Source organism: Roseibium sp. SCP15 (genome assembly GCF_040329435.1).
Lineage (GTDB): Bacteria > Pseudomonadota > Alphaproteobacteria > Rhizobiales > Stappiaceae > Roseibium.
On the sequence record NZ_JBDZYI010000002.1, the window covers coordinates 65,728 to 81,477 of the forward strand.

At 56.5% G+C, this 15,750-nt stretch carries 11 protein-coding genes; 2 read left to right on the plus strand and 9 right to left on the minus strand.

Annotation, left to right across the window (positions count from 1 at the left end; all coding sequences use genetic code 11):
- Window positions 1-2 precede the first annotated feature (2 nt).
- Window positions 3-1,052, minus strand: coding sequence for an AbrB family transcriptional regulator (locus ABLO27_RS07680; protein WP_353031816.1), 1,050 nt, complete (start codon window positions 1,050-1,052; stop codon window positions 3-5).
- A gap of 100 nt (window positions 1,053-1,152) precedes the next feature.
- Complete coding sequence (locus tag ABLO27_RS07685; protein WP_353031817.1) at window positions 1,153-1,890, minus strand: glutathione S-transferase family protein; 738 nt, start codon at window positions 1,888-1,890, stop codon at window positions 1,153-1,155.
- 77 nt (window positions 1,891-1,967) lie between these two features.
- Between ABLO27_RS07685 and hemN the strand changes: the two genes are divergently transcribed.
- Window positions 1,968-3,344, plus strand: a complete 1,377-nt coding sequence (gene hemN, locus ABLO27_RS07690) for an oxygen-independent coproporphyrinogen III oxidase (RefSeq protein WP_353031818.1) — start codon at window positions 1,968-1,970, stop codon at window positions 3,342-3,344.
- 51 nt (window positions 3,345-3,395) lie between these two features.
- Here hemN and ABLO27_RS07695 read toward each other — a convergent pair whose 3' ends face one another.
- The 6 genes from ABLO27_RS07695 to ABLO27_RS07720 all read right to left on the minus strand — a co-directional run bounded on the left by ABLO27_RS07695 (window position 3,396) and on the right by ABLO27_RS07720 (window position 9,185).
- On the minus strand, window positions 3,396-4,478 hold the full coding sequence (locus ABLO27_RS07695) for a MerR family transcriptional regulator (RefSeq protein ID WP_353031819.1): 1,083 nt from the start codon (window positions 4,476-4,478) through the stop codon (window positions 3,396-3,398).
- Window positions 4,479-4,619: 141 nt separating this feature from the next.
- Window positions 4,620-5,333: a cyclic nucleotide-binding domain-containing protein gene (locus tag ABLO27_RS07700; protein ID WP_353031820.1), complete on the minus strand. Its 714-nt coding sequence runs from the start codon at window positions 5,331-5,333 to the stop codon at window positions 4,620-4,622.
- A 282-nt stretch (window positions 5,334-5,615) separates the two neighbouring features.
- Entirely contained in the window at window positions 5,616-5,972 is a 357-nt protein-coding gene (locus tag ABLO27_RS07705) for a response regulator (RefSeq protein ID WP_353031821.1), read from the minus strand.
- A gap of 161 nt (window positions 5,973-6,133) precedes the next feature.
- Window positions 6,134-6,739: a response regulator transcription factor gene (locus ABLO27_RS07710; protein ID WP_353031822.1), complete on the minus strand. Its 606-nt coding sequence runs from the start codon at window positions 6,737-6,739 to the stop codon at window positions 6,134-6,136.
- A gap of 20 nt (window positions 6,740-6,759) precedes the next feature.
- Entirely contained in the window at window positions 6,760-7,938 is a 1,179-nt protein-coding gene (locus ABLO27_RS07715) for a two-component system sensor histidine kinase NtrB (protein ID WP_353031823.1), read from the minus strand.
- A 74-nt stretch (window positions 7,939-8,012) separates the two neighbouring features.
- The gene (locus ABLO27_RS07720; protein ID WP_353031824.1) at window positions 8,013-9,185 is read right to left on the minus strand and encodes a pyridoxal phosphate-dependent aminotransferase; all 1,173 of its coding nucleotides are present in this window, start codon (window positions 9,183-9,185) and stop codon (window positions 8,013-8,015) included.
- A gap of 281 nt (window positions 9,186-9,466) precedes the next feature.
- Here ABLO27_RS07720 and ABLO27_RS07725 point away from each other — a divergent pair, with 281 nt between their 5' ends.
- Window positions 9,467-12,988, plus strand: coding sequence for a PAS domain-containing hybrid sensor histidine kinase/response regulator (locus ABLO27_RS07725; protein ID WP_353031825.1), 3,522 nt, complete (start codon window positions 9,467-9,469; stop codon window positions 12,986-12,988).
- Between the two features lie 21 nt (window positions 12,989-13,009).
- Here the strand turns inward: ABLO27_RS07725 and ABLO27_RS07730 are convergent, their stop codons facing one another.
- On the minus strand, window positions 13,010-15,502 hold the full coding sequence (locus ABLO27_RS07730) for a putative bifunctional diguanylate cyclase/phosphodiesterase (protein ID WP_353031826.1): 2,493 nt from the start codon (window positions 15,500-15,502) through the stop codon (window positions 13,010-13,012).
- Between the last annotated feature and the right edge of the window lie 248 nt (window positions 15,503-15,750).

Below are 15,750 nucleotides of genomic sequence, written 5' to 3' on the forward strand. Positions count from 1 at the left end.
AGCTAGCGCGGACGCTGGCCAAGCACGAGGCCCGTCACGAGGGGGAGCAGCAGAACCATCCCGGTAAATCTGGCAATCTGGTGTGCCGCTACGAAGGCCGGGTCCAGGTCAAGCATGAAGGCCAGCAGCGTCATGACTTCCAATCCCCCCGGTGCATAGGCAAGCAGGGCCTGCCCGAAAGGAATGTCGACCAGCGCCGACACGAGCATAGCCCCGACGATGGATGTCAGGAACGCCGCACTGAAGGCGGCCAAAGAGGCGCCGAGCACGCTGACGAACTGGCGCAGTGTCATGTTGCCGAACCGGCAGCCAATCATTGCGCCCATCATCACGAAGCAGGGAAGGACGACGAAGTCCGGGAGTGCCAATGTCAGAACACCCGAAGCATTCAACCCCGCACTCATGAAGAAAGCGCCGGTCATCCATCCACCCGGCACCTTGAGCTTTACCGCCGCAAAACTGGCAGCAAGGCACACGGGCACACCCAGCAAAATTTCACGCAGGCTCGAAGACACCACAATGCCCCCTTCCCCCTCGACCACGCCGTTTGAAGACACGACAGCAAAGGGAAGCAAAGCAACGAGCACAAAGAGGCGTACAGACTGGCTGGAAGCAATGCGGGGCAGATCGGCTCCCCGATCGGACGCCAACGCAATCACATAAGACAACGCTCCCGGTATAGCACCGAAATAAGCCGTTTCCTTCGACCATTTCGCTCCGAAATGCAGCACGACGTAACCGGCAAGGGTGACGCAAACGACCACGACGAGCAAAAGCGCCATTGAAACCGGCCACTCGCCAATACGCTCAACAACATCCGGACGCACGCCCGCTCCCATGGAGATACCGATCAGCACAAACAACGCATCTCGCAAGCGATTGGGTAGGACCGTTGGAACCCCTCCGAGCGTTGCCACCGCTACGAACACCATTGCACCGGAAAGCCAGGCGGCCGGCAGATCGAGGATGTAGAACACGAAGCCGCCAAGAGCCGCGATCAGCAGTGTGGCAGGCAATCGAACGATGGTTGTGTCTGGCTTGGCGAGGGTCATAAAAAGCCGTCAGGTTTTCAAGATCTTCAAGCGATATAGATATATTGATCAGCTTGCGCATCATTGATTGCATCAATCAACATAATCAAGTTGCAACCAGCTACGCTGTTATGCCCGGCAAGGTCACTGGAGAAGGTGAAACGAAAGGAGAGCCCTCGATCATCTCCAGTTTGCAAGCTTGCCTGACCGCCGGTCTCTTTTCCAGCTCCGCCAGCAAATGTTTTATGCGTGGCGATGAATCGACCGGCCAGCTGCCGAACTGCCCGTAAATCTGCGCCCAGCGCGCGCACGCTGCCAGATAGTGATCGAGACAGCTCACTTCGCTTCCCAGAAGATAAGGCCCGCCGGTTGCGGTAATTTCATGTTCCAGTTGCTGAAAGGCGGATGCGATGCGGCCGGTCAAGGCATCGGCCAGCAGATTGCATTTCGACCTGTCCTCAACATACCTGTGCGGTTTGAAGGATATGCGCAGATCTGCGTGCAACGTGTTGGAAATGAAAAACAACCACTTGAGGAACCGTCCTCGTTCCGGCGATAGGGGCTCGGGAGAAAGCGCGCCGTAGCGATCCGTCAGGAACTGGATAATCGCACCGGTTTCAAACAATGGAGCGTCCTGCCCTGCGACCTCGAGAACCGGAATAAGTCCCTGCGGGTTGAGCTTTCTATATGCCTCCGACTTCTGTTCCGAAACCAACCGGTCAACCGGCACATATTCATAGTCTCGGCCAAGCTCCTCCAGAATCATTCGCACGACAAAATTGGCGCTGTCGGGAGAACCGTGAAGCCTGTACTGCGCGCCGGCATCACCTTTGACCGGTGGTTCATCAATGTCTTTCACAGTCGCTCTCCAATTTCGTTGCTCCGGACTTGAGCAATATCAAGGCTTCCACGGACAAATGCGGAAAATATGCGGCCATGACAAAAGATCCGCTTTCCTACGCCCTGCGCAACGTACCGCGCTACACAAGTTATCCGACTGCGCCACACTTCCACGCTGGCGTGACAGCCGAGACCTATGCGGACTGGCTGAGCACTATCACACCTGATGATACGCTGTCGCTTTACTTGCACGTGCCTTATTGCCGTGAGCTTTGTCACTATTGCGGCTGCCACACGAAGGCAACGCGTCAGGAAGCTCCCCTCAAGACCTACGCAGTTACGCTCGGACAGGAAATCGGCCTCGTCGGCAAGCATCTGAGAAATGCCGGTCCCGTCCGGCACATCCACTGGGGTGGCGGCACACCAAGCATGCTTCCAAGGCAGAGCTTTGTCGAACTGTCGGAATTGCTGAAGTCGCATTTCGATCTGGCGCCGGATCTCGAACATGCCATTGAACTGGACCCGCGTCTCGTTTCGGCCGAACTTGCTGAAACGCTTTCCGCCATTGGCGTCAACCGCGCAAGCCTGGGCGTGCAGGATTTTGACCTGAATGTCCAAAAGGCCATTGGCCGGGTGCAACCGTATGAGGTGGTTGCACGAGCGACGGACTATTTGCGCTCCGCGAACCTGACGGCACTCAATTTTGACCTGATGTATGGTCTCCCGCTGCAAACGCCGGAAACCATTCTGGATACGGTGGAAAAAACGCTTTCGCTGGCTCCGGGACGGATTGCTCTGTTCGGTTATGCGCATATGCCCTGGATGCGCAAGCACCAGAGGCTGATCGATGAGGCGACCCTGCCCTCTGCTGCAGAACGGCTGCAACTGGCCGACCTTGCCCGCAGCGCGCTTCTCGAAGCCGGCTATGTCGCAATCGGCCTCGACCATTTCGCACGGCCCGACGACAGTATGGCGATTGCTCTCAACGACGGTTCGCTGAAGCGTAACTTCCAGGGTTACACCACGGACCAGGGCGAGCAACTGGTTGGCCTGGGTGTTTCCTCCATCGGCAAACTGTCGAAAGGATTTATCCAGAACATGCCGGATGTCGGCAACTGGCGGCGGAGCATCCTTGCGGGCGAACTGCCGGTCAGCAAAGGATTGGCGCTTTCGGTAGACGACCGCCTGCGCGGCCGGATCATTGAAGAATTGATGACCAATTACTCCTGCGATCTTGCTCCGATCTGCAAGGCACATGGGATGGCGGTCCAGGACGTGTCCGATGCCTTCGCCGCATTGGACGGCCTCGTCGAAGACGGACTGGTTCAACTGGAATGCGGTGCTGGTGATGAGGTCAAGGTACAGGTGACCGAAGCAGGACGCCCTTATGTCCGGCTCGTCGCCGCAGCCTTTGACGCCTATCTGGTTGAAAGCCAGGCGACGGGCAAGGCAAGACACTCAACTGCAGTCTGATCTTCCAAAAGCGAAAAGCGCGCAATCAGCGCGCTCTTCCGATTTCCTTCGCTATGGGGTTGGCCGAAGATAAAGGCCGGTCAATTGACCGCCGCTGCCTTGCGCCAGTCCCCACTCGACACGGCCGCCTTCGAAATCAACGACATAGATATCGAAGCCATCCGTTCCGACACCCCTAAATTCTATGCTCTTCTCCCTCCCCAGGCGCTCAAGCTCTTGCCTGACGACGGGAAGTTGTTCCTCGACAAGCGACTTGAGCAACGGGCTCATATTGTCGTAATCGGGCTTGCCTCTTCTATGGTCGTCTATCACCTTGCGTAGCATCTGTTCGCTTCCCGGAAAGGCCGATTTTGTCTCAACTCGTTCGTTGAGCTCGCCTTTCATTCTGTCGAATTCACCTGTCTCACAGCACCGGGCCTTCATTTCGTAACCGCCCTGATGAAGGGCGAGTCCGTCGACTTGGCCTGTAGCATCCCTTGAGAATACGATCTGTGCGGGCGTCACCTTCAGAAAGAACTGGTCCTTGTCTTCACAGAAGAGATCAATTTCAGGTTGCCCCAGAAGCTGACCCCGCAATTGGCCTTGACTGTCGGAAATCCGCATGACGTAGCCATCTTCAAACTGATACTCACCTACGAATTCCAGGAGTTCTCCAGCCTCCGTTTTCTTCTCTGTTCTTGGACGCGCCTGTTCATAGCGTTTCCAGGCAAGCTCATCCGCTGCTTCACTCATCTGTACCTCCTTGGCCAGGGCCAGAAGGTCATCCATCGACAGATTGTCGCCAGAACTGCATTTTGCTCGCAATCCGCTGATCAGCCGCAAGCTGCGCTCAGCCTGCTCCAAACGGTTGTTTTGCAAGACTTCCTGCAATTCCAGAAGATTGCTGATATCTACAGTCCGATCGCAAGTCAGCTTCGCGATCTCTGACAGGCTAAGTCCCAGTTGCTTGAGAAACATGATCTCGTTCAATCGGGCGATATCGTCGACACCGTAAAGCAGCCAGTTTTTCTCGGTCCGGACCGGTTTCAGCAATCCTTGCGCTTCGTAAACGCGAAGCGCACGTGCCGAGATGCCGATCCGGCTGGCACATTCGGCAGCCGTCAGGAGCACATCCTTTGAAGTTTTTCTGTCCATGGGAACCTCCACGAAGGTTCCTGTAAGCTATGACCGTAGGTCCGGCTCAAGCAAGTTCGATGATTTTTTCCAACCAGTGTGGAAACACAAAAAAGGCTGCGGAATTCCGCAGCCGTCTTTCATTTCCGCTTTAGGGCGCGATCAGTGCATGCCGGTCATCTGGCAGAGGGAGCAGACGCGGTTCAAGTGGATCTTGTCCGCCTTGTCGACCCGGATCACGCCACGCCGTTTCAGATCCGACACGACCCGGCTGACGGTTTCAATCGTCAGGCCAAGATAGTCGGCGATTTCCTGGCGCGTCATATGAAGTTTCAGGTCACAGACATCGTTTTCTTCATCGCTGGGACCAACACATCCAAGCCCACCCCGGTTCGGAACGAGATGCATGAGGAAGCTGGCGACGCGCTCGACTGCCGATTTTCGGCCAAGCAAAACCGCATGCTCGTGAAGGGTTTGCATCTGATTGGTGAGACACCGGGTCAAGGTACGCTGCAGATCGACAGAACGCTCGACCTGTCGCAGGTCGATTTCATGCACTTCGGTTTCCGTCAATGTTTCTGCAGTGCAATCATGTTCATCGCTGCCGGCTAGACCGAAAATGTCACCGGGACGAAGAACTTCGACAACCTGGCGGCGGCCATCCGGGAGAAGCTTGTAGAGCATCACGGAACCGCTGACCAGTTCATAAAGACGCTTGGTGGGATCGCCCTCATAGTAGATTACCGCATGGGTCTCATATCGAGCGGCCTTCGCGCCGAACTCGGAAAAAGAAGATTTTCCGGTCACGCAAACTGGCGCGCGGTTTTGCCCTGCGCTCACACCGTGTGTCGGGGTGACTGCTTCGAGATATGCCATACGTCCCTCCTTCGTGCATTCATGCACGGCCTGTAATCGCAAACGCGGCGCCTGTAATTCAGTGAACCCGAGCTTTACACTGCCCTGTAAAACCTGATGCACACACGCCGTTGCCAAGCGCCCCGTCCGACGCTCCGCAAGTTGCAGGGTGCAATCTAACCAACGGATTGCACTGAAGGAATTCGGTCGACTGCGTAAGAGGAACTACATATGAGATGAAAGGACGCACGACTTTGGTAGCATGCGAAAAAAAGCAACCACTCCCCAATCACCGCTCGCGGTTCAGATCGGGCGAGCCTGTTCGATTGCTTCAGAGAGCATGTCTATGGAAAGCGGTTTGCGGAGAACCGTGAGCCCCGGAACAGCCCGCATGTGCCGCAGTAGCTTTACACGCGGCTTCCCGGAAATGGCGATTATCTTGGGTGGTTTCGCTTGTTCACTGAGCATATTGACCAATTCGGAGCCGCTCATTCCGGGCAAACCAAGGTCAACTATCACGCAGTGGCATGCCGACAGGCTCGCTTGCGCGAGGAAAGTTTCCCCATCCGGATATACTCTTGGACTATGATTCAGGTCAGCCAGCGCGACGCATAAAGCGTCTGCAACCGCTGCATCATCTTCCACAATATGAACATCCACGTGATTTCGTCCTCAGCTGCTGGCGATTTTGCAGCACCTGGGTACATACATACGTCACAATCCCGCTGACGCATGTACGCAGAAATACGAAGTCTTGAGATAATTGGCCCCTGCCACGGCTGAGCAGCGGCAGGGTCTTGATGAAATTCCGGGCTGATTCCCTATTGCGGGTGCCCCAATACGATCCGTACCAGGTCCGCCGCGTTACGCGCGCCGAGCTTTTCCATGATTCTGGCGCGATGGACTTCGACAGTCCTTGGACTAATCCCCAACGTCCGACCCGCTTCCTTGTTGGAAGCGCCATCGGTGATTTCCTTCAGCACTTCAAGCTCGCGACGGGTAAGCGCATCCGATCCCTGGAATGAGGGAGTGGCTTGTTCTTCCTCACGCTTTTTCATGGCGTTGATACCGTCCTGAACACGTTCCAGCACGGTTTCGGCAGAGAAAGGTTTTTCGATGAAATCAAACGCGCCGTTTCGGATGGCCTCTACAGCCATGGGGATATCCCCCTGCCCGGAAATGATAAAGATCGGAGCCGGATAGTTTTCCGCGTTCAACGCCTTCAGGATTTCAATCCCGGAACGACCCGGCATATGCACGTCCAGCATGACACAGGCAGGCACGGCCTTCTCTGCAAACTGGATAAAGGTATCGCCGTCAGAAAAGGTCTCGACCACGTATCCTTCCATGTTGAACAACACGGACAACGCGTCGCGCACCGCAGGGTCATCATCAACGATGTAAATGGCCTCCGCGTCAGATTTCATCTCTATCTTTTCCTTACTTCTTATTCAGCGACAGGCTCTTTCGGCCTCACAGTGATATCTTCCGCCGGGTTGACAGGTAGCGTCAGCAAAAACGAAGCGCCGCCGCCATCCGGCGCTGATTCCAGTCTTAAATCACCACCGTGGTTTTGTGCAATCGATCGTGAAATCGCCAGCCCCAAACCCACACCCTTGTGTTTCGCACCGGTAAAGGCGCGGAAGAGTCCTTCCACGAGTTCCTTTGGTACGCCCGGTCCGTTGTCGCGGACCCTGAATTCCAATCCGTCTTCGCCATGGAGAACCGACAGCGTGACCGTCCCTCCGGTCTGATCTGCAACGGCTTCCCGCGCATTGCGCAGAAGATTGATCAGGATCTGCCGGATCTGCACGGGATCCGCAAACAGAGGCGGAAGTTCTTCGGCAACTTCTGCCTTGAAGCAGGACTTCGCATCGCCGTTTCCAAGCTCCGCCATTTCGAGACATGTTCTGACCAGTTCCAGAACATCAATCTTCTGGCGTTCAGGTGCTTTCTTTTCAACCAGCTGCCGCATGCGCTGGATGATTTCACCGGCCCGTTCCGCTTCGCGCACCGCCTTGTCGATCACATCGAGGATCATGGGGTCCAGCGAGCTTTCAGCCTTGGCCTTGCGGGAGACGGTCTGCAGGTAAAGCAGCGTTGCGGTCAGAGGCTGATTGAGCTCGTGGGCAATCGCAGCGCCCATCTCATCCAGTGCGCTGATACGCGTCATATGAAGAAGCTGCGCCTGCGTTTTCGCCAACCGGTCCTCGATCTGCTTGCGCGACCGCAGATCCCTCAAAATGCCGATGAACTGACGCCCGTAAGGCGTTGCAGCTTCGCCGATCGAGAGCTCGATCGGAAACACGGTGCCATCCTTGTGGCGCGCCTGAACCTCGCGGCCAATTCCGATGATTTTCCTTTCACCGGTCTCAAGGTAGTTGCGGACATAGCGATCGTGCTGCCGGGCATGGCTGTCCGGCATGATCCAGCTGACATTCTGGCCCAGCAGATCCGAGGCTTCAAATCCGAACAGGTGTTCGCATGCCTTGTTGAAGGCCAGGATCTGCCCGCGATCATTGGTGACAATAATGCCATCCGCAGCGGTGTCGAAAACGCTCGCAAGGCGGGCTTCCGATACTGCTGCTGTCTCCTCATCGTGGTCTAGAACGCTGTCTCGCGTCATCCCTGTACCCATATGGAAATCACGTCCATTTATGGTTTAGGGGTTTTCCCGTAGGCCAGCAACCCGTCAAACGGCTAAATCGCTGGAAGCCAAGCGCTAATTCGCCGCACTGCTTCTTCCAGATGATCCTGGCGCCGGGCGTAGCAGAGCCGCAGATAGTTTTCGCCGCCCACACCAAAGGCTGTTCCCGGCGCAAGACCAACTCCGGTCTGACGCACCAGGTCGAGCGCGAACTGGCGCGTATCGGTAACGCCATCTATCGAAAAGAACAGGTAAAATGCCCCCTCAGGAGGGAGAACCCTGACGCGATCGAGGCCCTGAAATCCTTTGAGAAGACAGTCTCGCCCTGCACGCGCACGGGCAACCTGCGCCTCCAGAAACTCTCGCCCTTCCCGCAATGCGGCAACAGCACCCCATTGAGAGAACGAGGGAACACCAGAAGTGGAATACTGGATAAGATTTTCAAAAACCTGACCGAGAACAGGAGGAGCCGAGATCCAGCCGATTCGCCAGCCTGTCATCGCCCAGTTCTTGGACATGGAATTCACGAAGACGATCTGATCGTCCTCTTCCGCTATGTCATAGAAAGACGGCGCACGAGACCCTTCGCCGTAATAGAACAATGCATAGATTTCGTCCGCAATGATCCAGAGCTTGTGCTTCCGGGCAAGGTTCAGCACGTCCTTCAGGAGGTCCTGCTTTGCAACCCAGCCGGTCGGGTTGCAGGGAGAGTTGAGAAAAAGAGCCGTTGTGTTGGGTGTGATGGCCGCCTCGATGTCTTCCAGATGCAGCTGCCAACCACCTTCCTCTTCACGCATTGTCACCGGGACAGCCCGCGCGCCATGGACTTCCACCGCTGCAGTGATGTTTGGCCAGGCCGGTGAAGGTACAATCACCTCCTTTCCGGCTCCTGCAACAGCCTGGACAGCAAGCTGTATCGACTGCATGCCCGATCCGGTGACGTAAAACCGCTCCGGAGAAAAGTCCTTGCCGTAGAGATCTTTATGATAGTCGGCCAATGCCTCGCGCAATTGAGGAATGCCGCGCTGATAAGTGTAGAAGGTTTCGCCCCTGTCGAGCGACTCCTTCGCTGCGTGACAGATGAAATCCGGCGTCGACAGATCCCCTTCCCCGGCCCAAAGTGGAATCAGGTCATCGCGCCCCCAGCCAGCGTTGAACACTTCGACGATCCCGCTTTCCGGAGCATTGCGTCCTTCCGGGCTCAACCGGTCGATCAAGCTTGTCACTAGGCATATCCCCCAATCATTGTTTGCGACACCATACTTGGTTTGTATCCCAATGTTTTATGAAAGGATGTGAAGGTAACTTCACGATCTGTGATCAATCGCAATCAATTGCCTAAATCACAGAAATCCGCTCTCATGCGCCTTGTTCGCAAGACGAATAGACAGCAAGACTGAGCTGTGATCGGATTTGGAAAAGCAGCGCAAGGGGTTCTGCCGGGGTCTTTGAGCAGAACCTGCAGAACGAGGCGCCCAAACCGATCGGGAGGACGGTAAGCCAGACCATGCTGCACGGATGGTTCGTGATATTGGCCGCAACGGCCTACATCCTGTTCCTGTTTGCCATCGCCAGCTACGGCGATCGCATGACCAGGAAGCGTTCGTCCCGCTCAGGCGGGCGACCGTTTATCTATGCGCTCTCGCTGTCCGTGTATTGCACATCGTGGACGTTTTTCGGCTCGGTCGGCAACGCAAGCCGAAGCGGTGCGGAATTCCTGACGATCTATATCGGCCCGCTTCTCGTCTTTGCCCTTGGATATCCGCTCCTTCGCCGCATCGTTCAGATTTCCAAAACCGAAAGCATCACGTCGATTGCCGATTTCATCGGTGCCCGATACGGCAAGAGCCAGACTGTTGCAGCCCTGGCCACCCTGATCGCAGTGATCGGTGTCATCCCCTATATCGCCCTCCAGCTCAAGGCGGTCTCTCTTTCGGTCACGACAATGGTCGGACCGGTCATCTCCCCCGGAGACGTCTTTACCCCGGTCTTTGACGACTTGACGCTGTTGATCGCGCTCGGGATGGCCATCTTCAGCTGGGCTTTCGGCACCCGGCATATCGATGCGACCGAGCACCAGGAAGGCCTGATGCTGGCCATCGCAGCGGAAGCCATCGTCAAACTGATTGCGTTTCTGGCGGTCGGCATCTGGGTGACCTACTGGCTCTTCAATGGCCCCTTCGATCTCGTTCGGGCCATTTCGGAAGCGCCGGAGGTCGCCGCCATTTTCGAGCAACCGGTCAATATCAGTAATTGGGTTGTCCTCTCGGTTCTTTCATCCTTCGCCGTTCTCCTGCTTCCGCGCCAGTTCCATGTCACGGTGACGGAAAACAATTCCGATGAGGAATTGCGGCGGGCAACGTGGATGTTTCCGCTCTACCTCGTCCTGATCAATCTGTTCGTCATTCCGATCGCGGCCGCCGGGTTGTTGCGTTTCGGTCAGGACATCAATCCGGACACTTTCGTGCTCGCACTGCCGCTGGATGCAGGCCAGAACTGGCTTGCGCTGTTTGCCTTTATCGGTGGACTTTCAGCGGCGACCGCCATGGTCATTGTTGCGACCGTTGCATTGGCCATCATGATCTCGAACGACATCGTCGTGCCACTGCTCTTGCGGCGCCATAGCGAGGATGAACTGGTCGATACCAGCGGGCGAGACATGAGCCGTCAGCTGTTGCTTATCCGGCGCCTGGCAATCTTCGCCATCCTTCTGCTCGCTTACGCCTATTACAGGGCCGCCGGTGACACTGCCGCGCTGGTATCCATCGGATTGCTGTCCTTCGCGGCGATAGCACAGTTCGCACCTGCATTCGTCGGAGCACTGTTCTGGCGGCGGGCTACATCACTTGGAGCAATCGCAGGCCTCAGCGGAGGCTTCATTTTGTGGGGCTATACGCTCCTGCTGCCAACTTTCGCCCAGTCAGGGCTCATCTCCGACGGGTTCCTGGCAACCGGACCTTTCGGCCTAAGCATCCTGAAACCCCAGGCGCTGCTTGGACTGGAAATTGACCCCTTCATTCACGGCACGCTCTGGAGCCTGCTGGTCAACATCCTCCTCTTCGTTGGAGCTTCCTTTATCCGCAAGCCCCTGCCTGCCGAGACTCTCCAGGCGAATGTTTTCGTACCGGCGGCTTTCTCACCGACGCCGAGTTTGCGCTACTGGCGTACATCCGTAACTTCTGGTGACCTGCAGGCAACCGTCGCCAGGTATCTCGGCGAGGAACGCACGGACCGTTCGTTCCAGAGATTTGCCAACGAGCGTGGCATTCCGCTTGACCCCAACACGTTGGCCGATGCCAGTCTGCTGCGGTTCTCCGAGCAGCTTCTTGCCAGCGCGATCGGGGCGGCCTCTTCAAGGCTCGTCCTGACGCTGATGTTGAAGCGCCACGATCCGTCAACAAAGGGTGCCGTCAAGCTTCTCGATGATGCGTCTATCGCCATTCAGTACAACAGGGATCTGCTGCAAACCGCGCTGAATCAGGTGCGCCAAGGCATTGGCGTTTTCGACAGGGACCTTCGGCTGATCTGCTGGAACCGGCAGTTCCGCGATCTTCTCGGTTTGCCGGCCGAATACGGTCAGGTGGGCACGACCCTGGACGCAATCCTGCGCTTCAATGCCGAACGTGGGGAACACGGTCCCGGGCCGGTGGAAGCGATCGTCGCCGACCGGATCGAGCGGCTTGTGCTGATACAGGAAACATTCCAGGAAAAACTGGAATCAACCGGGACCGTATTCGAGGTTCGGATCAGCCCGATGCCGGACGGTGGTATCGTGACGACTTACACCGACATCACCGAGCGGGTTATGGCGGAAGAAGCGCTGGCACGGGCCAACGAAACTCTGGAACGGCGGGTGCGCGAAAGAACCGAAGAACTCACCCACGTCAACGAACGCCTTGTGGAAGCCACAAGAGCTGCGGAAGAAGCCAATATCGGCAAGACCCGTTTCCTGGCTGCAGCAGGCCACGACATCCTTCAACCTCTGAACGCCGCCCGCCTCTATGCATCTGTGTTGGTGGATCGCCTGAAGGCGGGCAATGATGGCGAACTGGTTCGGAATGTTGAATCAGCGCTTGAGTCGGTGGAAGACATCCTTGGCGCCGTACTCGACATTTCAAGACTTGATACGGGCGCGCTGAAACCTGAACCAAGCGTGTTCCGTCTTGACGAACTGCTGCGTGGACTGGCGCTTGATTTCCAGCCAGTGGCACAGGAAAAAGGACTGGAGCTCAGGATCGTACCGACATCTGTTTCGGTGCGCACGGACCGGCGTCTGCTGCGAAGATTGTTGCAGAACCTGGTCTCCAACGCCTTGAAATACACCCAGAAGGGTAAAGTTCTGGTCGGATGCCGCAGGCGTGGAAACCGGGTCCTGGTAGAAGTCTACGACACTGGAATGGGCATACCCAAGAGCAAACAGAAGGCGATTTTCCAGGAATTCCACAGGCTCGATGACGGAATGCGCGTTGCCAAAGGACTCGGGCTCGGATTGTCGATAGTCGAGCGCATCAGTCACGTGCTCAAGCATCCGGTGGAACTCAGATCAGAGGCAAACCGCGGCTCGTGCTTTTCTGTAGAGTTGCCGAGATCGGCAGCGATGCCGGATCTCACTCCTGTGCAGCAAGCTCCCTCGCCGGCTGGACAGTTGGATGGCCTCTGCGTTGTGGCGATTGACAATGAGCCGGACATCCTGAGCGGAATGCGCCACCTCCTGTTGAACTGGAACTGCAATGTGTTTACCGCGTCCGATGACGTGGAAGCAGCTTCAGTCCTGAACAAGGCCGGCGTTACACCGGATGTCATTCTGGCCGACTATCACCTGGATAACGGCACGGGAATTGATGCCATCGTCAAGCTGAGGTGGAAGTTTGGTGGGCACATTCCTGCGATCCTGATTACTGCCGACAGAAGCCGGGCGGTGCGGACCGAGGCCGGGGACAAAGACATCACGTTCTTCAACAAACCGGTCAAACCGGCCGCCCTCAGAGCACATCTCACCCGCTGTCAGGCCGGTCAGGCCGCCGAATAAACTGACCTGACGTTTGTGAGTTCAAGAGGCCGATCTGGCTGGAACAGATTCGTCGGCTCGCCGACCGGAGTTTTCCGAGTGCCAATCTGAGTTGTCGATGCGTGTGATATTCGCGGGATTGGCGTCCGGTCTCCCGAAGAAGTAGCCTTGAAGCGTATCGCAACCAAGCGCCTTCAGCGCATCCACCTGGAATTGCCGCTCAACGCCCTCGGCAGTGACCTCTAGGCCCAGATTGTGTGCGAGAGCGATCACAGCGGAAATGATCGCAAGTCCGTCACTGCGATCTCCGATTTCGTCGACGAACGACTTGTCGATCTTGATCTTGTCGAACTTGTACTGACGCAGATAGGACAGCGAAGAATAGCCGGTTCCAAAATCGTCGAGTGAGATCTTGATGCCAAGGTCGCGCAGTTTCTGAAGTTTTTCGGACGCAGAACCCAAATCGCGGAGGAAGACGGATTCGGTTATCTCAAGAACGAGCCGTTCGGCAGGGAAGCCTGTTTCCTCCAGAACGGAGGAAACGCTTTCGACCAGATTGGGATCCATGAACTGTACCGGCGAAAGGTTCATCGCCACACTTTCCAGATCAGGGCACTGCGCCGCCGTTGAACAGGCGCGTTTCAGCACCCAGCTCCCGAGCGGAAGGATTAGCCCGGCCTGCTCGGCAATCGGAATGAATGTATTTGGCGGCACCTCTCCCCGCGTCGGGTGATACCAGCGCACAAGAACCTCGCTGGAGACAACCTTCCCGGAACGAGTGTCGACGATTGGCTGGAACTCGACACTGAGCTTGCCGTATTCGAATGCTTCCCGAAGATCGGATTCCAGCTCACGGCGCTCCCGAACTTCCCTCTCCATGTCGCTTTCGAAGGCCAGAGCTCGACCGCGACCACTTTCCTTGGCCTTGTAAAGCGCAATGTCTGCCTTGCGCATCAGGTCGTCAACGGTATCGGTTCGATCCAGGAAGCGCGTGAAACCAACGGTCGCTCCAATCGCAAAGTCACGATTGCTGATCCTGAAAGGCTTGCGGGTGATGTTGACCAGTTCCTGAGCGAAGGCACTTGCAGCCTGATCGCTCACAAAGTGACCGAGGGCCGCGAATTCGTCACCACCAAAACGTGCCAGGCTGATCCTGCCCTCGCCGATCGCAGTGAACCGGTTGGCAACCTGTTTGAGCAACTCATCACCGGCCGGATGGCCGCTCGTGTCGTTCACAACTTTGAAGTTGTCCAGATCAATCAGGAACAGGGTCAAGGTATTCTGTTTTGACTTGAACTGTTCCGACCGCATCAATTCCGCCTGTTTCAGAAACCAGCTGCGGTTGCCGATACCCGTCAGGGAGTCATGTTCGGCCAGATGCGCGATCAACGCATTTGCGCGGCGGGTCTCCGTCACGTCTGACGCAACTCCGCGATAGCCGGTAAACGACCCGTGGTCGTCATACACAGGGCGGGCAGCAAGCGACCACCAGCGGTCCTCGCCATTGACCGATACACCTATCACCACTTCGCGGAACGACTTCTGCAAACTGATTTCCTTCTGCAGCGTACGCACGACTTCCCGGGCATCGGAATTGTTCAGCGAATAGGCCAGGTCAACCATTCGCATCGCTTCCAGCTCGGAACGGGTCCTGCCGCTTGCGTGAAGAAACCTTTCGGAAATGTTGCGGAAATTGCCGGCGCTGTCCGTTTCCCAGATCCAGTCGCTGGACTTTTCCTCGAACTCGTTCATGAGCAAGGCGATGAGCTCACCTCGTTGCTTCAACTCTGCTTCTGCCAGAAAGTGCGAGGCAAACAGCCAGCCCGCCGCAGTCACGCTGCCGACGACAACAATCGAATAACTCGTCAGCAGAAACAGCAGCGGCCACATGGACGCGCTTTGATCGAAAAGAAGCGAGATGACCGAGGCGGCATAGAGAATTGTCACCCAACGAAACGCAGCCTGGGGCACCGTTGCCATGGCAAATCCGCCACCGCAAATCATCCCCGTTGTAATACACGAGGAAATCCAGATGCCGTTCGGATCTCCGCTGGCGAAAGCCACGATGGGCACCACGGCCCAAAGCAAACTGAGCACAGTTGCATGCCGAACCGCCTTTTCCAGCGCTCTGCGCGATGCCGTTTCAACCGGATCCCGCCTCGTGGAAATCCATTTGACAACCGTAAAGCTCATCAGGCAGCCAAGACCTATGAGCCACACTGTCAAATAGGACAAGGGCACGAAGTTCATGAAAACCGGCATCACGACCAGCGCGTTGACGACATTTGCAAGAACAATAACGGGTGTAAGACGGGCGACGCTGGCAATCTGTGCAGCGCGAACCCGGCGGGCGAGAAACTCCTCCACAACCGGATAACCGAATGCAAGGAGCAGCGCCCGGTTCTGGTCGTTGTCCACCAGACCGTTTTGCTCCGGCCCTGTGTTTTCAGCAGGCATCGTCGCGCAGGCGTTGGGTGAGATGAACGCCCGGCAAATCGTGCTGAAGACCAGTTTCCAATTGGCGCTAAGCCGCATTTCTTCTCCGCTTTTGCTCCTGAAGTGCCGTGTTCAACACAGCTCCCTGAAGCAGAGGGATACGCGCATTCATTGAAATTCCGGTAAAGGCCCCGACGGAAGGCACTCCGAATTCTCGATATTTTTCAAAAAATTAGAACTAATTTCGGTTTACCTTAACAAAACTTCTCCGGCTGTTTTGCGCCGGACACAACCGGTCTCAGCCCGGACGGAGTGACCGCCCGGGCTGATTCAACATGCCTGGTTTT